This window comes from Roseovarius sp. MS2 (assembly GCF_051447875.1).
Taxonomy (GTDB): domain Bacteria; phylum Pseudomonadota; class Alphaproteobacteria; order Rhodobacterales; family Rhodobacteraceae; genus Roseovarius; species Roseovarius mucosus_A.
Window position 1 is genome coordinate 953,352 of the sequence record NZ_JBKHVF010000001.1, and the last position, 22,150, is coordinate 975,501.

23 protein-coding genes are annotated in these 22,150 nt (G+C 58.8%); 11 read left to right on the top strand and 12 right to left on the bottom strand.

Going from position 1 to position 22,150, the window contains the following annotated elements; all coding sequences use genetic code 11:
* Window positions 1-59 precede the first annotated feature (59 nt).
* The 4 genes from ACLGGT_RS04765 to ACLGGT_RS04780 are packed head-to-tail and all read left to right on the top strand — an operon-like array spanning window position 60 to window position 4,676.
* On the top strand, window positions 60-2,879 hold the full coding sequence (locus ACLGGT_RS04765; RefSeq protein ID WP_437195158.1) for a molybdopterin oxidoreductase family protein: 2,820 nt from the start codon (window positions 60-62) through the stop codon (window positions 2,877-2,879).
* Entirely contained in the window at window positions 2,876-3,025 is a 150-nt protein-coding gene (locus ACLGGT_RS04770) for a hypothetical protein (protein ID WP_198133556.1), read from the top strand. The genes ACLGGT_RS04765 and ACLGGT_RS04770 overlap by 4 nt, the downstream gene beginning before the upstream one ends.
* Window positions 3,022-3,804: a 4Fe-4S dicluster domain-containing protein gene (locus tag ACLGGT_RS04775; protein ID WP_151977956.1), complete on the top strand. Its 783-nt coding sequence runs from the start codon at window positions 3,022-3,024 to the stop codon at window positions 3,802-3,804. The genes ACLGGT_RS04770 and ACLGGT_RS04775 overlap by 4 nt, the downstream gene beginning before the upstream one ends.
* Window positions 3,804-4,676 (top strand): dimethyl sulfoxide reductase anchor subunit family protein, encoded by an 873-nt coding sequence (locus ACLGGT_RS04780; RefSeq protein ID WP_437195159.1) that lies wholly within the window; start codon window positions 3,804-3,806, stop codon window positions 4,674-4,676. Before ACLGGT_RS04775 ends, ACLGGT_RS04780 begins: the two co-directional genes overlap by 1 nt.
* An 18-nt stretch (window positions 4,677-4,694) precedes the next feature.
* Here the strand turns inward: ACLGGT_RS04780 and ACLGGT_RS04785 are convergent, their stop codons facing one another.
* Both ACLGGT_RS04785 and ACLGGT_RS04790 read right to left on the bottom strand, forming a co-directional pair.
* Complete coding sequence (locus ACLGGT_RS04785; protein ID WP_008279552.1) at window positions 4,695-5,276, bottom strand: DUF1523 family protein; 582 nt, start codon at window positions 5,274-5,276, stop codon at window positions 4,695-4,697.
* A gap of 12 nt (window positions 5,277-5,288) precedes the next feature.
* A complete protein-coding gene (locus ACLGGT_RS04790; protein WP_037296811.1) occupies window positions 5,289-5,555 on the bottom strand; it encodes a hypothetical protein in 267 nt (88 codons plus the stop codon).
* A gap of 102 nt (window positions 5,556-5,657) precedes the next feature.
* Here ACLGGT_RS04790 and ACLGGT_RS04795 point away from each other — a divergent pair, with 102 nt between their 5' ends.
* Both ACLGGT_RS04795 and ACLGGT_RS04800 read left to right on the top strand, forming a co-directional pair.
* The gene (locus ACLGGT_RS04795) at window positions 5,658-6,473 is read left to right on the top strand and encodes a cyclase family protein (RefSeq protein WP_081507458.1); all 816 of its coding nucleotides are present in this window, start codon (window positions 5,658-5,660) and stop codon (window positions 6,471-6,473) included.
* Between the two features lie 107 nt (window positions 6,474-6,580).
* Entirely contained in the window at window positions 6,581-7,390 is an 810-nt protein-coding gene (locus ACLGGT_RS04800) for an alpha/beta hydrolase family esterase (RefSeq protein WP_008279555.1), read from the top strand.
* Between the two features lie 76 nt (window positions 7,391-7,466).
* Here ACLGGT_RS04800 and ACLGGT_RS04805 read toward each other — a convergent pair whose 3' ends face one another.
* From ACLGGT_RS04805 to ACLGGT_RS04815, 3 genes are all read right to left on the bottom strand, one after another.
* Window positions 7,467-7,709 (bottom strand): hypothetical protein, encoded by a 243-nt coding sequence (locus ACLGGT_RS04805; protein WP_008279556.1) that lies wholly within the window; start codon window positions 7,707-7,709, stop codon window positions 7,467-7,469.
* Between the two features lie 157 nt (window positions 7,710-7,866).
* Window positions 7,867-8,745, bottom strand: coding sequence for a phosphotransferase (locus ACLGGT_RS04810; protein ID WP_437195160.1), 879 nt, complete (start codon window positions 8,743-8,745; stop codon window positions 7,867-7,869).
* Window positions 8,746-8,879: 134 nt separating this feature from the next.
* Window positions 8,880-9,839: a DUF808 domain-containing protein gene (locus ACLGGT_RS04815; protein WP_437195162.1), complete on the bottom strand. Its 960-nt coding sequence runs from the start codon at window positions 9,837-9,839 to the stop codon at window positions 8,880-8,882.
* Between the two features lie 234 nt (window positions 9,840-10,073).
* Here ACLGGT_RS04815 and ACLGGT_RS04820 point away from each other — a divergent pair, with 234 nt between their 5' ends.
* From ACLGGT_RS04820 to ACLGGT_RS04840, 5 genes are all read left to right on the top strand, one after another.
* A complete protein-coding gene (locus ACLGGT_RS04820; RefSeq protein WP_037296997.1) occupies window positions 10,074-10,565 on the top strand; it encodes an Lrp/AsnC family transcriptional regulator in 492 nt (163 codons plus the stop codon).
* 160 nt (window positions 10,566-10,725) lie between these two features.
* Window positions 10,726-11,868: a glycine cleavage T C-terminal barrel domain-containing protein gene (locus ACLGGT_RS04825; protein ID WP_219435744.1), complete on the top strand. Its 1,143-nt coding sequence runs from the start codon at window positions 10,726-10,728 to the stop codon at window positions 11,866-11,868.
* 28 nt (window positions 11,869-11,896) lie between these two features.
* Window positions 11,897-12,346 (top strand): OsmC family protein, encoded by a 450-nt coding sequence (locus ACLGGT_RS04830; RefSeq protein WP_081507453.1) that lies wholly within the window; start codon window positions 11,897-11,899, stop codon window positions 12,344-12,346.
* A 21-nt stretch (window positions 12,347-12,367) separates the two neighbouring features.
* Entirely contained in the window at window positions 12,368-13,168 is an 801-nt protein-coding gene (locus tag ACLGGT_RS04835; protein ID WP_437195163.1) for an enoyl-CoA hydratase, read from the top strand.
* Window positions 13,169-13,171: 3 nt separating this feature from the next.
* On the top strand, window positions 13,172-14,818 hold the full coding sequence (locus ACLGGT_RS04840; RefSeq protein ID WP_437195164.1) for an acyl-CoA synthetase: 1,647 nt from the start codon (window positions 13,172-13,174) through the stop codon (window positions 14,816-14,818).
* On the opposite strand, the gene ACLGGT_RS04845 is transcribed toward ACLGGT_RS04840, so the two are convergent.
* The 7 genes from ACLGGT_RS04845 to ACLGGT_RS04875 form a co-directional block, all read right to left on the bottom strand.
* Window positions 14,815-15,666: an ATP-binding cassette domain-containing protein gene (locus ACLGGT_RS04845; RefSeq protein WP_437195165.1), complete on the bottom strand. Its 852-nt coding sequence runs from the start codon at window positions 15,664-15,666 to the stop codon at window positions 14,815-14,817. The two genes, ACLGGT_RS04840 and ACLGGT_RS04845, sit on opposite strands and share 4 nt — an antisense overlap.
* Complete coding sequence (locus tag ACLGGT_RS04850) at window positions 15,663-16,502, bottom strand: ABC transporter ATP-binding protein (protein ID WP_008279565.1); 840 nt, start codon at window positions 16,500-16,502, stop codon at window positions 15,663-15,665. The genes ACLGGT_RS04845 and ACLGGT_RS04850 overlap by 4 nt, the downstream gene beginning before the upstream one ends.
* Before the next feature lie 4 nt (window positions 16,503-16,506).
* Complete coding sequence (locus ACLGGT_RS04855; RefSeq protein ID WP_008279566.1) at window positions 16,507-17,424, bottom strand: ABC transporter permease subunit; 918 nt, start codon at window positions 17,422-17,424, stop codon at window positions 16,507-16,509.
* Window positions 17,421-18,428, bottom strand: coding sequence for an ABC transporter permease subunit (locus tag ACLGGT_RS04860; RefSeq protein ID WP_008279567.1), 1,008 nt, complete (start codon window positions 18,426-18,428; stop codon window positions 17,421-17,423). The genes ACLGGT_RS04855 and ACLGGT_RS04860 overlap by 4 nt, the downstream gene beginning before the upstream one ends.
* A 71-nt stretch (window positions 18,429-18,499) precedes the next feature.
* Window positions 18,500-20,044 (bottom strand): ABC transporter substrate-binding protein, encoded by a 1,545-nt coding sequence (locus tag ACLGGT_RS04865; protein WP_437197396.1) that lies wholly within the window; start codon window positions 20,042-20,044, stop codon window positions 18,500-18,502.
* Window positions 20,045-20,170: 126 nt separating this feature from the next.
* A complete protein-coding gene (locus ACLGGT_RS04870; protein WP_008279569.1) occupies window positions 20,171-20,800 on the bottom strand; it encodes a helix-turn-helix domain-containing protein in 630 nt (209 codons plus the stop codon).
* A 139-nt stretch (window positions 20,801-20,939) separates the two neighbouring features.
* Entirely contained in the window at window positions 20,940-22,055 is a 1,116-nt protein-coding gene (locus ACLGGT_RS04875; RefSeq protein ID WP_437195166.1) for a M24 family metallopeptidase, read from the bottom strand.
* Window positions 22,056-22,150 lie beyond the last annotated feature (95 nt).

Below are 22,150 nucleotides of genomic sequence, written 5' to 3' on the forward strand. Positions count from 1 at the left end.
TGGTCGCGATTGGGTTTCATCTGCCATAACGTGACGCCGACAGAGGACAAAGGCCAGCCATGACACATCAGCCACGCATCAACACCTCGCCGCATGTCTCGGATGAGGTGCGCAAAACCACCTGTTACATGTGCGCCTGTCGTTGTGGGATCAATGTGCATCTCAAAGCCGGCACAGTCGCGTATATCGAGGGCAACCGCGATCACCCCGTGAACAAAGGCGTGCTCTGCGCCAAGGGCTCTGCCGGCATCATGCAGGTCAACGCCCCCTCGCGCCTGCGCGCCCCCCTGAAACGTGTCGGCCCCCGAGGCTCGGGCGAGTTTCAGGAAATCTCTTGGGACGAGGCGCTGCAAATCGCTTGTGATTGGCTTGAACCGATCCGCAAATCCGATCCATCAAAGCTCGCGTTTTTCACCGGACGCGATCAATCGCAGTCTTTCACCAGCTTTTGGGCGCAGAATTTCGGCACGCCGAACTACGCAGCACACGGCGGCTTTTGCTCGGTCAACATGGCCGCGGCGGGCATCTACACCATGGGCGGTGCCTTCTGGGAATTTGGCCAGCCGGATTGGGACCATACCAAGCTTTTCATCCTTTTTGGCGTAGCCGAAGACCATGATAGCAATCCGATCAAGATGGGCATTGGCCGGATCAAGGCGCGCGGCGCGCGCGTCATTGGCGTGAACCCGATCCGCTCGGGTTACAATGCCGTGGCCGATGATTGGGTCGGCATAACCCCCGGAACTGATGGGCTTTTCATCCTGTCTCTCATTCACGAACTGATGCAGGCAGGCAAGATCGACCTCAACTATCTCGCCCGTTACACCAATGCGCCAGTGCTGGTGAATGCCGACCCCAAATCGCCCGAACATGGCCTTTTCCTGCGCGACGCCGATGGCAAACCGCTGGTGATCGACCGGGCCACCGGCGCGCTTACCGCCTTTGATAAACCCGGTGTGCGCCCCGACCTCAGCGCCACATACGATGCCGATGGCATCACCCACCGTCCCGTCATGCACCTGATGGCAGAGCGCTACCTCGATCCGCAATACGCCCCCGAAGCGGTCGCCGCGCGCTGCGGCGTCACGCCGGATAAAATCCGACGCATCGCCGCCGAGATTGCTCGCGTGGCGTTCGAAGAGGAAATCACCCTAAATCACGAATGGACCGATTTCCGGGGCGAGACGCATCAGACCATGACAGGCCGCCCGGTCAGCTTTCACGCCATGCGGGGGATTTCGGCCCATTCCAATGGCTTTCAGACGGCACGCGCCCTGCACGTCCTGCAAATCCTGCTCGGGACCGTCGAAGTGCCCGGCGGTTTCCGCTTTAAGCCGCCCTATCCAAAGCCCGTCAGCGCCCATCCCAAACCGCATTGCGGCGTGCAACCCGATTGCCCGCTCGACGGCCCGCATCTGGGCTTTGTGCGCGGCCCCGAAGATCTCGCGCTCAAGCCCGACGGCACGGCCGCCCGCATCGACAAGGCGTTTACATGGGAAAATCCGATGTCCGCGCATGGGTTGATGCATATGGTCATCTCCAACGCCCATGCCGGCGATCCCTACAAGATCGACACGCTGTTCATGTACATGGCCAATATGTCGTGGAACTCCTCGATGAACACGCGCGGCGTGATCGAGATGCTGACGGACAAGGATGAGAGCGGCGATTATGTCATTCCCCGCATCATCTATTCGGATGCCTATAGCTCTGAAATGGTGGCCTATGCCGATCTGATCCTGCCCGATACGACCTATCTGGAACGCCACGATTGTATCTCGCTGCTGGATCGCCCGATTTGCGAGGCGGATGCCGCCGCCGATGCCATTCGTTGGCCGGTGATCGAACCTGACCGAAATGTGCGCGGCTTTCAAACCGTGCTAGTGCAACTGGCCAACAAGATGAAATTGCCCGGCTTCACCGCCGAGGATGGCGCAGCGAAATACACCGATTACGCCGATTACATCGTCAATCACGAGCGTAAGCCCGGCATCGGCCCACTTTCAGGCTTTCGCGGCGATGGCGCTGATACCGGGCGCGGTGCGCCCAACCCCGAACAGCTGAACCGCTACATCGAGAACGGCGGCTTTTTCGTCAGCCACATCCCAGACGGCGCGAATTACTATAAACCATGGAACATGGCCTATCAGACCTGGGCCGTTGGCATGGGTCTCTTTGACACGCCACAGCCCTATGTCTTTGATCTCTATGTCGAAACCATGCGCAAATTCCAACTGGCCGCCGAGGGGCACGGCACCCGCCAACCCCCGGACCATCTGCGCGCGCGGATCAAGGCCACGATGGACCCGCTGCCGATCTGGTATCCGCCGTTCGAGGATGCGCATGTCGATCCCGATGAATTCCCCGTCCACGCGCTGACACAGCGCCCGATGGCGATGTATCACTCTTGGGGCACCCAAAACGCATGGCTCCGCCAGATCCACGGCCATAATCCGCTTTATCTGCCAACCAAGCTCTGGGAGAAACATGGGTTTAGCGAAGGCGATTGGGCGTGTGTCACCTCTGCCCATGGCGAGATTACCGTGCCGGTGGCCCATATGGCAGCACTCAATGAGAACACGGTCTGGACTTGGAACGCTATCGGCAAGCGCAAGGGCGCTTGGGCGCTCTCTGACGATGCCCCCGAGGCGACGCGCGGCTTCCTGCTCAACCATCTCATCCACGAGCTTTTGCCACCCAAGGGTGATGGCCTCAGATGGTCCAACTCTGACCCGATCACCGGACAGGCGGCGTGGTTCGACCTGCGCGTCAAGATCGCCAAGGCCGCCGCGCCATCAGAGGCGCAGCCCGCCTTTGCCCCGATCAAATCGCCGGTCGGACACGGCCCGGACCATCTGGAATGGAAGGTCGGGAAATGAGCGGCAAAACCCTGACATTGCTGGCCATTCTGGCCTTTGTCGCCTTCAGTGTCGGTTCGTTCATCTGGTTCATCGCCACATGGGACAAGAGCCGCGAAGAACCGGTGAGCATCCGGCCCCATATCAATGAGGAGCGCCGCGCATGACAACGCTTCCTGCATCCACCACCCGCAAACTGGGCCTTGTGATTGATCTTGACACCTGCGTCGGCTGTCACGCCTGCGTGGTGTCCTGCAAGGGCTGGAACACCGAAAACTACGGTGCGCCACTGTCGGATCAGCAGCCCTACGGTGCCGATCCGTCCGGCACCTTCTTGAACCGCGTTCACAGCTATGAGGTGCAGCCGCTGGCAACCTCTGCCATGCCGCACCCCGCCGCACAACTGATACATTTCCCCAAATCCTGCTTGCATTGCGACGATGCGCCCTGCGTCACCGTCTGCCCCACCGGGGCCAGCTACAAGCGGGTGGAGGATGGGATCGTTCTGGTCAACGAGACCGATTGCATCGGCTGTGGTCTCTGTGCCTGGGCCTGCCCCTACGGCGCGCGAGAGATGGATCAAGCCGAGGGTGTCATGAAGAAATGCACCCTTTGCGTGGATCGCATCTATAACGAGAACCTTCCAGAGGTAGACCGCGTTCCCGCCTGCGTGCGCACTTGCCCCGCCGGTGCGCGCCATTTCGGCGATTTTGCCGATCCCGAAAGCAATGTCTCAAAGCTGACCGCCGAACGCGGCGGCCTAGACCTTATGCCGGAACAGGGCACCAAACCCGTCAACAAATACCTGCCGCCGCGCCCCAAGGACCGGCTCGATCAACCCAAACCAGTGGGCGAGATCGACATTCTGGCACCGTTCCTGGCCCCCGTGATTGAGGAACCCAAGGGCTTCCTTGGCTGGCTCGACAAGACCTTGGAGAAGCTCTGATGCATCCCGCCCCTTCCGTCATCGTCTTCACCACGCTTTCAGGTTTGGGTTTCGGCCTGCTTTTCTGGCTGGGTCTTGGCCTGCCTGCGGTCACGGGCTGGGTTGCCTTTGCCTTTTTCGCCATCGGCTATGCACTGGCTGTGGGCGGGCTCATGGCTTCGACCTTTCACCTCGGGCATCCCGAACGCGCATGGAAGGCGTTTAGCCAATGGCGGTCAAGCTGGCTCAGCCGCGAAGGCGTGTGCGCGGTTGCTGCACTTGTGTTGATGGCGCTCTATGGTGCGGGGCTCGTGTTTTTCGATGAGCGCTTGGCGCTCCTCGGCTGGCTTGGTTCAGCGCTCTCGCTTGCTACCGTGTTCACGACCTCGATGATTTATGCCCAACTCAAAACCGTGCCACGCTGGAAGACCCCGCTCACCCCCGCGCTCTTGATCGCGATTTCCTTGGCTGGGGGCGCACTTCTGGCGGGACAGGTCAGCACAGCGCTCATCCTGATCCCGATTGCGGGCGTTCTGCAAATCCTCTGGTGGGTGCGGGGCGATGGTGCGTTTAAAGCCTCGGGCACGGATATGGCGACAGCAACGGGCCTCGGGCATATCGGCGCGGTCCGCGCCTTCGAGCCACCCCATACCGGGCCGAATTACCTTTTGCGTGAACTGGTCTTTCAGGTCGGGCGCAAACATGCTCTGAAACTCCGCGGCATTGCCTTTGGTCTTGGCTATGCCTCGCCTGTCCTGCTGTTGCTGGTGCCGTTCAGCCATGCATTGGCTGTGATCGCAGTCATCGCCCATGTCGCCGGGATTGCCGCCTCACGCTGGCTGTTCTTTGCCGAGGCAGAGCATGTCGTGGGCCTCTACTACGGCAAACGCTGAAACGTTGGGGCGCGGTTTTCACCCGCGCCCGACGCTCCATTCGGTGTCATCCTTTTCCTGTCGTCCTTGCCAAAACCGCCGCCAACGCACCCGGATCGCCCATGCCGCAGCAGCGAGCATCAGAAGAACCACGATCTTGACCCAAGGAATGATCCGCACATCCGGCCCCTCGACGGGCCAAATGCTGATTGCATTGGGAAAAATCGAAAAGAACTCAATCCTCCAGCCATAATGGCGCACGACGACCCATTGAGCATTCCCGGCAGCTTTCTTCGACATCATATCCGAGGCTTCGGCCTGTAGGTTCGAGGTGTCGAACTTGAAATAGGGCGGCCAGCCCCAACCCGTATCCTCGTTGCGATAGATCATCGGCTTTTCATTGGCCCGGAACGTCTGGATGAAGAACACATCACGCTCGGTCGCCGAAGGATCCTCGCCGGTATTGGCATTCGACCAGAACAGCGCATTGTCACCCGGATTGACCCGCTTTTCATAGGTATCCGTAATCCGCACCACGTCATGCTGCGGCAATGTGTAATGCAGAAACGCAATTACACCGGACCAGAACAGCCCCCAGAAAACCCATTTGACATAGACCATCGCGCGGCCCCCTTACATGAAGTTCGTCAGATATATAATGACCACCACCGCCGTCACCGGAACAATATAGACCAGCCAGATCAGCCGTTTGCGCAAAGAGCGCTCATACTGCACCATCCCAGCCTCTATATAGGTAGTCCTGTCGCCGGGACGACCCGCTTCTTCCCAATCAAGTTCCATTTTCCGCCGCCGGGCAGAGCGCGAATACCACGAAATCGCGAGATAGATCACCGTCAGGGCGATCAATCCAAAGATCAGCAACCGCATCAGTGCCACCATGGCATGCCCCTGTTTCCTCTTTGCGACCAAAGCCGCCCCTTGCATAGCGCAGAATCATGCTAGGCTGCACCCCATATGCGCCAAAACCCGAAAGGACATGCCATGTGTGACGCCTGCATCATCAACGCGGTCAAGGACAGGATGCTGTCGCGCCGTAACTTTTTCACCGCTGCAGCGGGGGCCGGTGCGGCTGCTGCCTTCTCGCCTCTCGGCGGCACGCCTGCTCTGGCGCATGGCCATGCCAAGGTCGAGGACCTGACCCATACCTATGACGCCGATTTCCCCACCTATTTCGGCGCACCCGGCATTTCGACCGAGCAGAATTTCAACTTTGCCGAAAACGGCTTTAACCTGATGACGCTGACGGTCAACGAACACACCGGCACCCATGTGGATGCGCCCCTGCATTTCTCTGCGGATGGCGCATCAGTGGATGAAATCGCTGTGGGTGATCTGGTGGCGCCGCTCTGTGTCGTGGATATCGCTGCCCGCGCCGCACAGGATGCCGATACAATGCTGACCCCCGATGACCTCAAGGCTTGGATTGCCGCCCATGGCCCGATCCCCGACGGGGCCTGCGTCGCACTCCATTCCGGCTGGGGTTCCAAGACTGGCACAGAGGCGTTTCGCGGCTTTGACGGCGAGAAACAGCACTATCCCGGCTTTCACATCGAGGCAGCGCAAATGCTGATCGAGGAAACCGGCGCCCGCTCGATTGCCAGCGATACGCTGTCACTCGATCATGGCCCATCGGCCGATTTCGCCACGCATTACGCTTGGTTGCCCACGGGCCGCTTCGGCATCGAATGTCTGGCCAATCTCGACAAGGTGCCCGCCTCTGGCGCGACCATCGTTATCGGCGCGCCCAAACATCGGGGCGGCTCTGGCGGGCCTGCCCGTATCTTTGCGCTGATCTAACCTATAAGGCCCCGGTGCGTTGGAACCGGGGCTCATTCTGACACCTTTGTGAGATGACATCTCAGGCACGGTGGTTAGGCTGACCGCAAGGTATGAGCAGGCGTAGTATGCGTTATTTGGTGGTGATCCTGTGTATGTTCTGGGCTGATCTGGCAGTCGCAACCGAGGGCGCAATTGGCCAATGTCATGCCGAGGTACCCTGTATGCTTGGGGATCGATCATATCATGTGCTCGAGCCGGATGGGTGGGACGGCAAGACACCACTGCCAGTAGTTTTGCATTTTCACGGCTGGATGCGGCAAGGCACGGTCGTGGTGAAACATCCCCGCGTCGCAGGGGCCACCCGACGCCGAGGCGTGCTGTTACTGGCCCCCAATGGCGAGGGCAAAACATGGGATTTCTGGACGTCCCAAACGGATGACGTCGCCTTTGCCACTGCCGTGATCGAGGATGCCGCCCTGCGTTATCCGATAGACCGCGAGCGTCTCTTTGTTTCTGGCTATTCCTTCGGGTCTGCAATGGCTTGGCGCTACGTGTGCGAGAACGGCAACCGCGTTGCTGCCCTGCTGGCGATATCAGGAACACTTCGGCAATCAGAAACCTGTCACCAAGCCCCGCAAGAGATTCGCCACGTGCATGGGACCGCTGATACCGTCATGGACTTTCCGTTTGGCCCCAACGGCGAGAGCACATGGCCGGTCAAACTCTGGCGGGACAGGCTGGGATGTGCCGAACCGGGTGAGGAGCGCGGAGACTGGAGCGTGACAGAGATTTTAAGCTTTCAGCGCATCGCGTGGGAGGACTGCACCGAAGGTCGCGTTCTGCTTGATGTGCATAACCGCGGCCATTTCATCCCGCGCGGCTGGATTGGCAGACAGCTGGACGAGCTTTTGGCCCTGCCATCATCCTATCCTTAAAACAGCAAAAAACGGGCACTTATGCCCGTTTTCTGTATTACGTGTCTCACAACCAGCCAGAAAAGCTGGAATGATCTTAGTTTGTGGTCGTCGTGGAGGACGAGCCGTCGCCGCCCGATGCAGCAACTGCACCCACGATGACTGCGCCCGCGACCACAGCAACCGCTGTGCCGGTGGTAATACCCAGACCCAGACCAGCGCCCGCACCTTGTGTCGAGACAAACGGATCAGCATTCGTTTTGGCCTCTTCTGCAAGCACAGGAGCAGCAGCAGAAACAGCCAGAGCGGCAGCGGCGACAAAAGTCGTAATCTTGTTCATTTTATTCTCCTATCCATTATGGACCATGACATCCCAAAAGGACTTAGGGTTGCTTATGCCATAGCTCAAGGCTCAATGGAACCTGAAATTTCGCCATGCGCCTAATCTCGCCCGTAAGAGATATAGTTGCAACGGCAAGATTAATTTTTGTGCAATTTCAGGAAAGTGCCGTGCTCATTGCAGCGATTTCCGCCTCTGCACCTTCGGCAGCAGCGGCATCACCACGCGAATCGAGCCAGAGACAATAGGCGGCCATGCGCCAGTGATAGAAGGCCGCTAGCGACTGGTAACGCTGGATGATCCCCTGCTCTGGATAGGCCGCGATAAACCTCTGGCGTTCGCTCTCTGATAACGAGGAACCGCGATAGGCCATTTGCATCGCGGGGGACAGAAACAGGGCGATATCCTCACATGGATCGCCATATGCCGGGCATTGCCAGTCTATCAATCGCCAGTCACCCGGATGTCCCACGATATTTCCGGGCACCGGATCGCCATGCAGAAAACAGGAGCGACCCAAAGGCGCAATCACGCCAGAGGGACGAAGGCTCATAAAAGATTTGGCTTTGCCCGGGGGACAGCGGGACAGGATATCTTCTGTTTGACGTAGAAGAGCGTCACTCCCATCAGGTACCGCGCGCAGATGCACAGGCCCGCCCATGCCGTGAACCCGGTGCAAAAGCGTGGCAATCTCTGCCACGCCCGTCTGCCAGGTTTGGCCAGGAACATGGTCGTAGATCACACAATGTCCCTCAGCCAAGGCAAAGTCATCCAACCATCTTGGGGCAAGGTTCAGACTGTCCAGATACCGAAGACTGGCCACCTCAGCGCTTGCATCATTGGGGAACAAGGGATTGTCAGAGCTCTTCCCAAAAAGTTTGACAACGAGAGAGAGGCCCCCGGCCTCGACCTTCCAACTCTGATTGGTGCGCCCGCCCAAAAGGCGCGTCCACAAGGCATCGGATACGGCAAACCCGCGCTGCAAGAGCGCGGCACGCAACCCGGATTGCATCATCTTTGCCGAGTCACTTTTCAAAGGTTGCCACCGTGTCGCCAAGGAAATTTACGCGAAGCTAGAAGGAAGCGGGTGATCCCACAAGAGACGGAGTTTTGAACACCTAGCAAGATAGGAATAGCCATCGCTCTGCCGTTGATGGCCACGGAACGGAATCACAACTTCTCAGGAAAGAGCCAGCCGGACACAGGAACAATGGCGCGCGTGACCACCGGGATCAGTGCAAGGCCAGCCGCTAGCCCGACTATTCCGTCCAGCCCCGCCGTCACACCCCAAGTGACAAAGCCGGGCATCGCCCCGACCGCATCTGCCGCCCATGTCGCGGCATGTTTGATCTGCTCATAGGGCAGATGCCAGCCAAGGTCATGCAAACCGTGCACAAGAATGCTCCCCCCGACCCACAGCATCGCAACCGTACCGATAGCCCCGATTCCCGCCAATACACCCGGCATAGACCGGACAATTCCACGCCCTAACGCGCGTGTTGGGGCAAAGTGCCCGGTCGTGCTGAGATGCAGGCCGACATCATCGGCCTTCACAAGCAAAGCCACGGCCCCATAAACCAAGATGGTGATGCCGATGGCCACCAAGGCCAAGGCAGCAGCCTGTATCCAAAAGGTACCAATGTCGATCTGTGACAAGGCGATGGTCATGATCTCTGCGGACAGGATGAAATCGGTTTTGATCGCCCCTTTGACACGCTGTTCTTCAAGATGCGCGGCCTCAAGGGTTTCGGCCTCCTGCGGGCCATGGTCCTTGTGTGGCACTATCAAATGCCAGACCTTCTCGGCGCCTTCGAAACACAGATAGGCACCGCCAATCATCAAAAGCGGCGTCAACATCCACGGCAGAAACGCATTCAACAAAAGCGCTGCGGGCAGTAGGATCACCAGCTTGTTGAAAAACGAGGCCCGCGCGATTTTCCAGACAATAGGCAATTCCCGCGCGGCAGGCAGACCAGTTGCATATTTCGGTGTGACAGCGGCATCGTCGATGATCACACCTGCGGCCTTTGTCCCTGCCTTGCTCGCCTGCGCCGCAACATCATCGAGTTGCGTCGCAGCCAGCTTGGCGATGGCAGCCACATCGTCGAACAAAGCCAGTAATCCGCTCATGACTTTCTCCGCCTTGGTTTGGGCCGCTCACCCTAGACCTCTAGCAAGGAAACCACCCCATATTCAACGATCTCTCGCCAAGACTTGGTTGGCACACGACGATCACCGTCGTTTTTTGAGCAAAAGATGTTGCAATAGGACGACGGGGCGCGGATATGCGCGATACACTCTACAGGGCTTGCGCGGCGCGGCGCGATGACCAATGGCAACCCGGTGGCAAGGGGTTTTAATGGGATGAAACGGCTTGGGCTTGATGCAACGGATATCCGCATTCTCAATGCCGTCCAACAGCATGGCCCCCTGAGCAAGACACGGCTGGCCGAAATTGCCAACATCTCTCCGACACCCTGTTGGGCACGGCTGGACAGGCTCAAAGCGGCTGGATTTATTCGTGGTTATCACGCTGACATTGTTCTCGAAAAGATCTGTGATTTCACCGAAGTGGTCGTGACCGTCTCGCTCACGCATCACCGCAAAGTGGATTTCGATCGGTTCGAGGGGTTCGTGCGTGGCCGGAACGAAATCACAGAATGCATCGCGACCGGCGGCGGAATGGATTATGTGATGCGGGTCATCTGCCCCAGCCTTGCGCGGTTCCAGACCGTGATGGAGGCCATGCTTGCCGCTGAGTTGGGCATCGACCGTTACATGACCTATATCGCCACGCGACGGGTCAAATCCGGTCAGCCGAACCTCGCGATTCTCACGGCCAAAGACGGCAAGTGATCGTTACGACTGCGCAGTCCATACCCGCCCAAAAATCAGGCTGTTCAGCCTGCGCGGATCGTTTTTTCAGACCAAATTGCAGCACTGAATGGCCCTAGAAGATCGCCAGTTTCAGACAGTCCGCCGCTTGTGGCGCGACGGGACAGCAAGGGCGAAAACCATGATGCAAGCAGACGACTTCGGCTTCGGCACCCAGATCCGCAAATCCCCTTATTTCGACGCCACCGTGCGGTGGGGCGCCAAGGGATTTTCGGTTTACAATCATATGTATATCCCCCGCGATTTTGGTGATCCCGAACAGAATTTCTGGAACCTCGTGAATGATGCCATCCTCTGCGATGTGGCGGTTGAGCGTCAGGTCGAAATCACGGGACCGGACGCCGCGCGCTTCGTGCAAATGCTAACCCCGCGCGACCTGTCCAAGATGGCGGTAGGCCAGTGCAAATACATCCTGATCACCAATGCGGAAGGTGGCATTCTCAACGATCCGATCCTGCTGCGTCTGGCCGAAAACCACTTTTGGATTTCGCTGGCAGATAGCGACATTCTTCTGTGGGCGCAGGGCGTGGCGGTACATTCCGGTATGGACGTCACCATTGGCGAACCTGATGTGTCGCCGCTGCAATTGCAGGGGCCGAAATCGGGCCTGATCATGCAAGAGCTTTTTGGCGAGAGCATCATGGAGTTGAAATACTACTGGCTGCGTGAGCTTGAACTGGATGGCATTCCCCTGCTTGTGTCGCGCACCGGCTGGTCAAGCGAGTTGGGCTACGAGATTTACCTGCGGGACAGCGCCCATGGCGATGCTCTGTGGGAGCGGATCATGGCGGCAGGTATGCCGTTTGGCCTCAAGCCCGGTCACACCTCTTCTATCCGCCGGATCGAGGGCGGGATGCTTTCCTATCATGCTGATGCCGACATCAAAACCAACCCCTATGAGTTGGGGCTGGACCGTCTGGTCAACGTCGATATTGAGGCCGAATTCATCGGCAAGGCCGCGCTGCGTCATATCAAGGCGCAAGGGCCGAGCCGCAAACAGATCGGCCTGATCATTGACGGCGCACCGCTCAAGGGGCCGAACACCACTTTCTGGGCGATAAATGTCGCGGGTGTGCAGGTGGGCAAGGTCACATCAGCCGTCTATTCGCCGCGTCTGGAGCGCAATATCGCACTGGCCATGGTCGCGGCAGAGCATGCCAACATCGGTGCCGAGGTCGAGGTCGTGACCAGCCAAGGGCCAGTGCGCGCCGTGATGGTGGAACGCCCCTTCTACGACCCCAACAAGAAAATTGCCGCTGCCTGAGCGCGCCCAACCAAACGAGACCTGATAGATGTCTGACCTCGCAATCGAGCTGCATTGGCAGCGCGCCGAACCTGTGCTGCACACCGGCAAATATTCCAACGCCCATACCGTGCAGTTCAACAACCACCATGATGTGCAAGTGGATGCCGCCCCGGATTGGGGCGGCGATCCCGCCCACACCAATCCTGAACAGGCGCTCGCCTCGGCGCTGTCCAGTTGCCACATGATGACCTTTCTGGCGCTCGCGGCCAAGGCGGGCTGGCCAGTCGCGAGCTATCATGACTATGCCGTGGCCCATCTGGGCAAAAATCCCAAGGGACAGATGTCGGTCACGCGCATTGATTTGCATCCGGTGGTTCGGTTCGACACCGGCTTTACTGTGGATGACACGCACTTGGCCGAAATGCAGGACCGCGCGCACCGCTACTGCTTTATCGCCAACACGCTCGCCGAAAGCGTGGAGATCAACATTCTCTGACCTCTGAAAGGACGAGACCCCATGCAGAAAAGCGACATCCTTCTTTGTGACCTCGACGGCGCAGGTATCCTGCGCCTGACGCTCAATGACGTGGGACGGCGCAATGCGCTGTCCGAGGCGATGCTGGCGGAACTGGGTCGGGTCTTTCGAGAGGCCGGGAATGATCCTGCGGTGCGGGTCATCATTTTGGCGGCAAACGGGCCCGCGTTCTGCGCGGGCCACGATCTCAAGGAAATGACGGCTGGGCGCGCCAACCCTGACCGGGGGCGCGCCTATTTCACCACGGTGATGGCACTTTGTTCCGGCGTGATGCAAGCCATCGTCACTTGCCCCAAGCCGGTGATTGCCGAGGTGACAGGCATCGCCACCGCTGCGGGATGTCAGTTGGTCGCAAGCTGCGATCTGGCGGTTGCGGCGGAAACCGCCCAATTCAGCACGCCCGGTGTGCATATCGGGCTTTTCTGCTCGACGCCGATGGTGGCCTTGTCGCGCAATGTGGCGGGCAAACATGCGATGGAACTGTTGCTCACCGGCGATATGATCCCGGCACCGCGGGCGGCGGAAATGGGCCTCATCAACCATGCGGTTTCCCCTGAGGACCTGCAGTCCGCTACGATGGCCATGGCCCGCAAGATCGCGTCGAAATCAAGCATGACCCTCGCGACCGGCAAGCGCGCCTTTTACGCACAGCGCGAGATGACCCTTTCGGATGCCTATGCCTATGCCTCTGCCGTGATGGTGGACAATATGCTGGCGCACGACGCCCAAGGGGGCATCGGTGCCTTTATCGAGAAACGCGCGCCCCAATGGCAGGATGCCTGACCCATGACACCGAACCCCTATAACTCTGATCTCGACCGCAACCCCGCAAACCACCAACCCTTGACGCCACTCAGTTTTCTGGAGCGTGCGGCGACCGTGTTCCCGGATCATACCGCGATTGTGCATGGGCCCCTGCGGCGCAGCTATGCGGCCTTCTATAACCGTTCACGCCAATTGGCCTCGGCGCTAGGCGCACATGGATTGGGGCGCGGTGATACTGTCTCGGTGATGCTGGCAAACACACCCGCGATGCTGGAATGTCATTACGGCGTGCCGATGTGCGGCGCGGTGCTGCATTCGATCAACACCCGGCTTGATGCTGGGATCATCGCGTTTCAACTTGATCACGCGATGGCGCGGGTGGTGATCGTGGACCGCGAATTCATGCCGCTGATGCAAGAGGCCCTATCGCTCGCCAAAGTCACCCCACTCCTGATCCAATATGACGATTCCGAATTCAGCGGGCCAGAAATCGCAGCCACAGCACAAGATTACGAAGCGTTCCTGTCAGCGGGCGATCCATCGTTCGACTGGCTGATGCCAGAGGATGAATGGGACGCGATTTCCATCAATTACACATCCGGCACCACCGGCGACCCCAAGGGAGTGGTGTCACATCACCGCGGGGCGTATCTTTTGGCGCAGGGCAATGCCCTGACGACGTCGATGGCCAAGCATGCGGTCTATCTCTGGACCCTGCCGATGTTTCACTGCAATGGCTGGTGTTTCCCCTGGACGCTCTCTGCCATCATCGGCACACACATTTGCCTGCGCCAAGTGCGGGCAGAACCAATCTGGGAGGCGCTTGCGCAAGAGCGGGTAACACATCTCTGCGGCGCGCCGATTGTGATGTCGCTTATGATCTCTGCCCCCGAGACGGTTAAACGTTCCTTGGATCACACGGTGCAATTCTTTACCGCTGCGGCACCACCGCCTGAAAAGCTATTGGCGGATATGAAGGATGCCGGTTTTGACGTGACCCATCTTTATGGGCTGACAGAAACCTATGGGCCTGCCGTGGTGAATGACTGGCATGACAGTTGGTCGACGTTGCCCGCCTCAGAGCAAGCCCGCCTGAAATCACGTCAGGGGGTGCGCTATCTGGCACTTGAGGGGCTCGATGTTCTGGACCCGGAGACCATGAACCCTGTGCCCCGCGACGGCACGACCATGGGCGAGGTTATGTTTCGCGGCAATGTCGTGATGAAGGGCTATTTCCGCAATCCCAAGGCCACGCAAGAGGCCTTTGCGGGGGGCTGGTTTCATTCCGGCGATCTCGGCGTGCGGCACCCGGACGGATACATCCAGCTCAAGGACCGCTCCAAGGATGTGATCATTTCAGGGGGCGAGAATATATCGTCTATCGAGGTTGAAGAGGCGCTCTATCGGCACCCGGCGGTGGCTGTTACAGCCGTTGTCGCCATGCCTCACGAAAAATGGGGAGAAACCCCTTGCGCCTTTGTCGAACTGGCTGACGGGCAGGCGGCGGATGCGGAAACCCTGCGGGCGTGGTGCCGCGATCATCTGGCACCCTACAAGGTGCCGGGGCGGTTCGTCTTTACAGAAATACCACGCACGTCGACCGGCAAGATCCAGAAATTCCTGTTGCGCACACGCGCCAAGGAAATGACGGAACCCGAGGCCGTTTAACCCTGCCTTGCGGCCTGACGCCGCGCGACACGCGCGCGGATAGCCGCGACATCGGTGATAGGTGTCGCGGCGAACAAGGCACGGGTATAGGGGTGCTGCGGATCAGCAAAAAGCGCCTCTCGGCTGCCCTGCTCGACCGCCTCACCTTTTGAGATCACCATCACATCGTCAGCAATGTATCGCACAACCGAAAGATCGTGGCTGACAAAGACGTAAGTTAGCTCAAACTCTTCCTGCAAATCCGCCAGAAGGTTGAGCACCTGTGCTTGCACCGAGAGATCAAGCGCCGACACCGGTTCATCAAGCACCAGCAGCGAAGGATTGAGCATGAGCGCGCGCGCAATCGCGATACGCTGCCGCTGCCCACCCGAAAACATATGCGGATAGCGGTTAAAATGCTCGGGCTGCAAGCCGACCTTCTTGATCATCGCCTCGGCGCGGTCGCGGCGCTCGGATGCGGGCATATCGGTGTTGATCACCAGCGGTTCCATCAGCACATTGCCGATTTTCTGGCGGGGATTGAGGCTACCGTAGGGGTTCTGAAACACCATCTGCACCTTGGAACGCAGGGCCGGGCTGGGGCGTTTGCGGGCAATATCAACGGGGTGATCGTCAATCCGCAATTCGCCGCTCGAGGGGGCATCAATCAGCGCGATAATCCGCGCGAGGGTAGACTTGCCAGAACCGCTTTCACCAACGATGGCCAGGGTCTTGCCCTTCTCGACAGCAAAGTCGATGCCATTGAGCGCGCGCACCTTGCCCGCACGGGCAAAAAGGCTGCCCGGCACTGCGTAGTCCTGAACAATGACCCGACCTTCGACAACGGGAGAGTGGGCGTCAGCGGTCATCGTGCTGCCTCCTGCGCGAAGAAGTCAGAGACAGTGGGCAGCCGGTCGCCGGTTGCATTCTCGGGCAGGGCCGAAAGCAGAGCGCGAGTATAGGGATGCTGCGGTGCCTCGAAGAGCGAAAGGACGTCAGCCTCTTCCATCTTTTTCCCCTGATATTGCACCACCACCCGGTCGGCGGTTTCGGCCACGACGCCCATGTCATGGGTGATCAGGATCAGCGCCATGCCGTAATCCTCTTGCAGTTTCATCAACAGATCGAGGATCTGTTTCTGTATTGTCACATCAAGGGCTGTTGTCGGTTCATCCGCGATCAAAAGGCGCGGGTTCGACGCAATAGCAATGGCGATCATCACCCGCTGGCATTGGCCGCCTGACATCTGATGCGGATAGGCGTTGATCTTGGTCTCGGGCTCGGGGATGCCGACGGCCCGAAAGAGATCAAGCGCACGGGCGCGGGCATCGTCCCGCGAGAGCCCAAGGTTGAGACGCAGCACCTCTTCAATCTGAAATCCCACGGTGAACGAGGGGTTGAGCGACGCCACCGGTTCTTGGAAAATCATGGTAATCTCGCGGCCAATCAGGTGGCGACGCTCCGACGCAGAGAGGTTCGAGATGTCGCGCCCGTCATAGGTCATCTCATCAGCGGTGATGGTGGCGGTATCAGGCAAGAGACCCATAACCGCCAGCATCGACACCGATTTGCCAGAGCCGCTCTCACCCACGATGGCCAATACCTCACCTCGGTCGACATGCACGTCGATCCCGTCCACGGCGGTAAAGCTACCGGTGGCGGTGGCGAATTTGACGGTCAGGTTCTTGATGTTCAAAAGTGCCATATCGTCAACTCCGCTTCAGCTTGGGGTCAAGCGCATCGCGCAGCCCGTCGCCCATCAAGTTGATGGCCAGCACCGAAACCAGAATGGCAAGGCCGGGAAAGGTAACAACCCACCACGCGCGCAATATGAACTCGCGCGCCTCTGCCAGCATGGTCCCCCATTCGGGTGCAGGTGGCTGTGCACCCATGCCGAGAAAGCCCAAAGCGGCGGAATCTAGCACCGCCGAGGAAAACGACAGCGTGGCCTGCACAATCAGCGGCCCAAGGCAATTGGGCAGGATCGTCTTAAACATCAGGCGCAGGTTACCCGCCCCCGCCACGCGAGCAGCAGTGACATATTCGCGCTTCATCTCGGTCATCACGGCAGCGCGGGTCAGGCGGGCGAAATGCGGCTGATAGACAATGGCAATCGCGATCATCGCATTGGTCAGCCCCGGCCCAAGCACTGCCACCAGCACAAGCGCCAAGAGAAGCGACGGAAAGGCAAGGATCACATCCATCATCCGCATGATGACATTGTCGATCCAACCGCCAAAAAACCCAGCCAAGAGCCCAATGATGATCCCGCCCACAAGCGCAATAGAGACCACGACAATGCCGATAAAGAGCGAATACTGCGCCCCAAAGATCAGACGCGAAAGCATATCGCGCCCAACCGCATCCGTGCCCAGCAGGAATTGCGCACTGCCGCCTTCGGCCCAGACGGGGGGCACAAGCAACGCTTCGCGGTATTGCGTGGTTGGGTCGTGCGGGGCGATAATTCCGGCAAAGACCGCTGTTAGGACCAGCAGCACGAAGACAACCAGACCGATCACAGCGCCCCGGTTCTGGCTGAAGTAGAACCAGAATTCGGCCAGCATACGGCGGCGGATTGCGGCGTCGGACAGCTTTACCGGGGCAGCAAGGTTGGATGTATCGCTCATTTCACACGAATCCTCGGGTTGATGAGGCCATAGGTCAGATCAACCAACAGGTTGACGATCATCACCAGCGCCGCGATGAGGAGAAGGCCAGACTGCACGACGGGATAGTCGCGCCGGGAAATGGAATCGATCATCCATTTCCCGATACCGGGCCACGAAAAGATAGTTTCCGTCAGGATTGCACCCGCCATCAGCACGCCAATTTGCAGGCCGATAGTCGTGACCACCGGCACCATGGCGTTGCGCAGCGCGTGAATGCCGATGACGCGGTATTGTGGCATGCCCTTTGCCCGGGCGGTGCGAACGTAATCCTCGCCCATCACTTCGAGCATGGCAGACCGGGTCTGGCGGGCGATAACCGCAAGCGGGATAGTGGCCAATACCAAAGAGGGCAGGATGAGATGGCTCAGCGCCGAGGTGAACGCCCCCTTTTGCCCCGAGAGCAGGCTGTCGATTAACATGAAGCCCGTCACATTGGGGAAATAATAAAGCAGGCTGATACGCCCCGACACCGGCGTCCAGCCCAGAATGCCCGAGAAAAAGATGATAAGCAGCAGCCCCCACCAAAAGATCGGCATGGAAAAACCCACAAGGGCAAGCGTCATGGAAATCTGATCAAACCAACTACCGCGACGGATGGCGGCAAACACGCCCACGGTGACGCCAATAACCGTGGCGATGATGATGGCGCAAAGACCCAATTCCACGGTCGCGGGAAAGAGGGTCAGGAATTCGTCCAGCACAGGCTTCTTGGTCACAAGCGAATTGCCCATATCGCCCTGCAAAAGGCGCCCGAGAAAATCGAAATACTGAAGCACAATAGGCTGGTCATAGCCCAGTTGGGCGCTGAGTTCGGCATGCCGTTCCGGGGTAACGCCACGCTCTCCGGCCATCAGCAGCACCGGATCACCGGGCAGGATACGCACAAAGCTGAAGGCAATGATCGTGATCCCGATAAAGGTCGGGACCAAGTAGAGCAGTTTGGACAGGATAAATCGGATCATGCGCCGCTTTCCTTTGAAAACGCGCGAGGGCTGTGCCCCCGCGCGTCCGGTTTCATACCAAGGCGATCTGGTTATTCGGCAATGTCGACAGTCTCAAAGGTGAAGTCGCCCAAGGGGCTCATCACAAACCCCGAAACCTTGTTCGACATCGGCACGTATTGGGTGGAATGCGCGATGGTGAACCAGGGGGCCTGATCCTTGAAGATCACTTGCGCCTGCTCGTACAGCGCAGTCCGCTCTGCCGGGTCGGCAGTGATTTTGGCATCCTTTAGCAGCTTAGAAAAATCCTCGTTGCACCAGAAGGCACGGTTGGCACCGCCTTCACCAGCAGAATCGCAGGACAAGAGCACCGACAGGAAGTTGTCGGGATCACCATTATCCCCGGTCCAGCCCAGCATCACCGCGCCGTCACGGCCTGCTTCCATCGACTTTTGCAGATACTCACCCCACTCGTAGGACACGATCTCGACCGAAACACCAACCTTGGACAGATCCTCTTGCATCAACTCCGCCGAGCGGCGGGCATTGGGCATATAGGGGCGCTGTACCGGCATGGCCCAGATTTTCATCGAGAGGTCAGTCACGCCCTCTTCCTCCAGCATCTTCTTAGAGGCCTCGGGATCATAGGGATCATCGACGATCGACTCGTTATAGGACCACATCGTTGGCGGGATCGGGTTCTTGGCGGGTGCGGCAGCCCCTTGGAACACAGCCTCAACGATAGCGTCCTTGTTGATCGCCATGTTCAGCGCCTTGCGGACGCGGGTGTTGTCAAACGGTGCGACGGTGGTGTTATAGGCCAGATAGCCCACGTTCAGACCGGCCTGCTCATCAAGTTTTAGGTTGGGATCAGCTTTGATCGTCTCAATGTCAGCAGGGGCCGGATAGGGCATCAGGTGGCATTCGCCCGCCTTCAGTTTTTGCAGGCGCACGGCCGCATCGGGGGTGATGGCAAAGACCAGATCGTCAATGATTGCCCCATCGCCCCAATAGTCGGCATTCTTGGTGTAGCGGATCACCGCGTCCTTTTGATAGGCCAAGAACTTGAACGGGCCGGTGCCGATGGGCAGGTTGTTGAGATCTTCTTTGGTGCCTGCCGCATCCAGCGTATCGGCATATTCCTTGGACACGATCGAGGCAAAGGGCATGGCGATATTGGCAAGGAACGGGGCCTCGGGCTGGTTCAGGGTGAACTTGACCGTGTAGTCGTCGATCTTTTCGATGGATTTGATCAGCTCGGGCATCGCCATCGAGGTGTAGTATTCATAGGTCACACCGGCGATATACTGGTGCCACGGATGATCGGCCGAACCCTGACGCTCGTAGGAAAAGATCACGTCATCGGCGTTAAAATCGCGGCTTGGCGTGAAGTTGTCGTTGGAGTGCCATTTGACACCCTCGCGCAGATGAAACGTGTATTCGGTCCCATCCTCGGACACATCCCAGCTTGTCGCAAGACCTGGCTCGACCTCGGTCGTACCCTTCTTGAATTCAGTCAGGCGGTTGTAGATTGGATGCGCAGAGGCATCAAAGGTGCCACCCGCAGTAAAGGGGGCGGGATCAAAACCCTCGGGCGAGGCTTCGGAGCAGTAAACAAAGGTTTTGGCCTCAGACATCGTGGCGGTCAGCGCCAGTGCCGAAGCGCAGAGCAGTAGGTGTTTCACGGGTTATTCTCCTTGTTGGATTTGGAAAGGTGCGCCGGTTAACCCGGCTGATACCTGCGCGACATGCTGTGGCGTCGTTCAGGGGATGTCAGGTTGTTGGGTCTCCGCGCCTGTGCGCGGCACATAGGAAGAAGGGGTTGCCCCATGCAGCATCTTGCCTGTCCATAGCAGGCGCGCCCAACGTTCGCTAACGTTGGACCAAGAATGCGGGTGCTGACCGAGGTAATGCATACTATCGCCGGTCCGCAGTAGAAACTGTTGACCGTTCACCACTTGCAGCACCTCACCATCGAGCACGAAAATCAACTCTTCGCCGGAATGTTGCACGGTTTCAGATTCGTAGCCGGGCGGGACATTGAGGATAAACGATGTGAGCTCATGCCCCGGAAATTCGGCGCCGATCTGTTCGTAGATGATCGAGGTGCCCGAAATTGAAAACTGCGGGCGCGTCTCTGCGCGTGTCACGCTATCTGCCTGTCGCGGGGTCGCGATAAAGTGGTCGATGCTGACATCGAGCGCCGCCGCAATCTCGGCTAGGGTGCCCAAGGTGGGCACCGCATTATCGCGCTCGATTTGGCTAAGATAGCTCACAGATACTCCACATCCGTTGCTGAGATCCTGCAAGGTCATCGACATGAGCTGCCGGCGTTTTCTTATGCGGCGCCCCAAGGCGAGCGGCGCGCCGGCAGGTGTATGAGTCATCGGCATCCTTGGGTCAGAAGGCTTTCGTGAGGCCCACATCAGACGAAATGGAAAAGCATTGCAACAAAAATTTTTCCATCTGGAAAATTTTTTGTCACCGAAGCGGACCTATATTGCCCCGCACGCATAGGATGTTTCCACCTGATCACCCAACCAATGGGCGCACGATCAAATCACGTGGCATGTTGGAAAACACCTCTGGACCTTGGGGCCGTAGGATCACGATTTCCTCAAGCCGCAGCCCAAAGCGACCCTCGAGATAGATGCCCGGCTCGATGGAAAAGACATTGCCAACCGAAAGCGGCGTCTCAGACGTCGCGGTAATGTAGGGAGGCTCGTGGATATCGATGCCAAGCCCGTGACCAGTGCGGTGCAAGAAACGGTCGCCATATCCAGCGGCGGTGATCACATCGCGCGCCGCCTTGTCGACGTCACGCGCCAATGCGCCGGGGCGCGCCGCAGCGAGAGCGGCCCGCACAGCCTGATCCACCACCGCGAATACCTCAGTATAGGTGGCATCGGGCGTTCCAAAATAGCCGCATCGCGTCATATCAGATGGATACCCATTGAGACGGCAGCCCGTATCGAGCAACACGGGCATGTCGCGCTCCAACCGCGTCGCGCCGGGCGTATGGTGCGGAAAGGACCCCGATGGGCCAAAGCAGACCGAGCAGAATTCCAGCGTCGCGCCATTCGCCCCATAGAAATCCTGAATAATCTGAACCAACTCGCGCTCGGTCATGCCCAAGCGGAGCGCATCAAAAGCGGCCTCAACCGCCCGATCATTGAGCAGGTGCGCAGCCTTGATCGCGTCGAATTCTGCGGCGTCTTTGCAGGCTCGCAGCGCACCGACCGTATCGTCGGTAAAACGTCGGTTCGGGGCCTGAAGATGATCCAGCAGCAACAGCGAAAAATCCGTACGCATGGTTTCATCGAGCACGACCGATAGGCCCGGGCGGTTTGCCTGACAGGCGCTCAGGATGTCTTGGAGCGCCGCATGCGGACCTTCGTCATCCCGCCACAAATGAAATGGTAAATCCGTTGATTGCCGCGCTGAGGCGGCATTGAGTGAGGGCATGAGAAACCCGGCATAATCGCGCGTGACCAACAGCATCACGGGCCGCTCGTCGCCATGCGGATGCACGCCCGAGAGCCATGCCATATGGCTCGACGGTCCAAGTGCCACAAGATCAGTCCCCGTAGCTTCCATACGGGTGCGTAGGTCTGCAAGGCGGGATTGGAGACGGGGAAAGGCGGTCATGACGGCTCCTGCCGATTAAAGGTTCCGGTCGACAGGTGGAGTCGCGGACACCATGCCCGGCGAATCGTCGCGGTTGACCTTGACCATAGAAGACA

Bases quoted from the DNA above. Each gene is read 5' to 3' on its own strand.
- ACLGGT_RS04765 (WP_437195158.1), top strand. From the start codon at position 60: ATGACACATCAGCCACGCATCAACACCTCGCCGCATGTCTCGGATGAG.
- ACLGGT_RS04875 (WP_437195166.1), bottom strand. From the start codon at position 22,055: ATGACCGCCTTTCCCCGTCTCCAATCCCGCCTTGCAGACCTACGCACC.
- ACLGGT_RS04860 (WP_008279567.1), bottom strand. From the start codon at position 18,428: ATGATCCGATTTATCCTGTCCAAACTGCTCTACTTGGTCCCGACCTTT.
- ACLGGT_RS04785 (WP_008279552.1), bottom strand. From the start codon at position 5,276: ATGGTCTATGTCAAATGGGTTTTCTGGGGGCTGTTCTGGTCCGGTGTA.
- ACLGGT_RS04865 (WP_437197396.1), bottom strand. From the start codon at position 20,044: ATGTCTGAGGCCAAAACCTTTGTTTACTGCTCCGAAGCCTCGCCCGAG.
- ACLGGT_RS04855 (WP_008279566.1), bottom strand. From the start codon at position 17,424: ATGAGCGATACATCCAACCTTGCTGCCCCGGTAAAGCTGTCCGACGCC.
- ACLGGT_RS04795 (WP_081507458.1), top strand. From the start codon at position 5,658: ATGTGTGACGCCTGCATCATCAACGCGGTCAAGGACAGGATGCTGTCG.
- ACLGGT_RS04780 (WP_437195159.1), top strand. From the start codon at position 3,804: ATGCATCCCGCCCCTTCCGTCATCGTCTTCACCACGCTTTCAGGTTTG.
- ACLGGT_RS04840 (WP_437195164.1), top strand. From the start codon at position 13,172: ATGACACCGAACCCCTATAACTCTGATCTCGACCGCAACCCCGCAAAC.
- ACLGGT_RS04790 (WP_037296811.1), bottom strand. From the start codon at position 5,555: ATGGTGGCACTGATGCGGTTGCTGATCTTTGGATTGATCGCCCTGACG.
- ACLGGT_RS04825 (WP_219435744.1), top strand. From the start codon at position 10,726: ATGATGCAAGCAGACGACTTCGGCTTCGGCACCCAGATCCGCAAATCC.
- ACLGGT_RS04850 (WP_008279565.1), bottom strand. From the start codon at position 16,502: ATGGCACTTTTGAACATCAAGAACCTGACCGTCAAATTCGCCACCGCC.
- ACLGGT_RS04815 (WP_437195162.1), bottom strand. From the start codon at position 9,839: ATGAGCGGATTACTGGCTTTGTTCGACGATGTGGCTGCCATCGCCAAG.
- ACLGGT_RS04805 (WP_008279556.1), bottom strand. From the start codon at position 7,709: ATGAACAAGATTACGACTTTTGTCGCCGCTGCCGCTCTGGCTGTTTCT.
- ACLGGT_RS04835 (WP_437195163.1), top strand. From the start codon at position 12,368: ATGCAGAAAAGCGACATCCTTCTTTGTGACCTCGACGGCGCAGGTATC.
- ACLGGT_RS04820 (WP_037296997.1), top strand. From the start codon at position 10,074: ATGAAACGGCTTGGGCTTGATGCAACGGATATCCGCATTCTCAATGCC.
- ACLGGT_RS04800 (WP_008279555.1), top strand. From the start codon at position 6,581: ATGCGTTATTTGGTGGTGATCCTGTGTATGTTCTGGGCTGATCTGGCA.
- ACLGGT_RS04775 (WP_151977956.1), top strand. From the start codon at position 3,022: ATGACAACGCTTCCTGCATCCACCACCCGCAAACTGGGCCTTGTGATT.
- ACLGGT_RS04845 (WP_437195165.1), bottom strand. From the start codon at position 15,666: ATGACCGCTGACGCCCACTCTCCCGTTGTCGAAGGTCGGGTCATTGTT.
- ACLGGT_RS04830 (WP_081507453.1), top strand. From the start codon at position 11,897: ATGTCTGACCTCGCAATCGAGCTGCATTGGCAGCGCGCCGAACCTGTG.
- ACLGGT_RS04870 (WP_008279569.1), bottom strand. From the start codon at position 20,800: ATGCCGATGACTCATACACCTGCCGGCGCGCCGCTCGCCTTGGGGCGC.
- ACLGGT_RS04770 (WP_198133556.1), top strand. From the start codon at position 2,876: ATGAGCGGCAAAACCCTGACATTGCTGGCCATTCTGGCCTTTGTCGCC.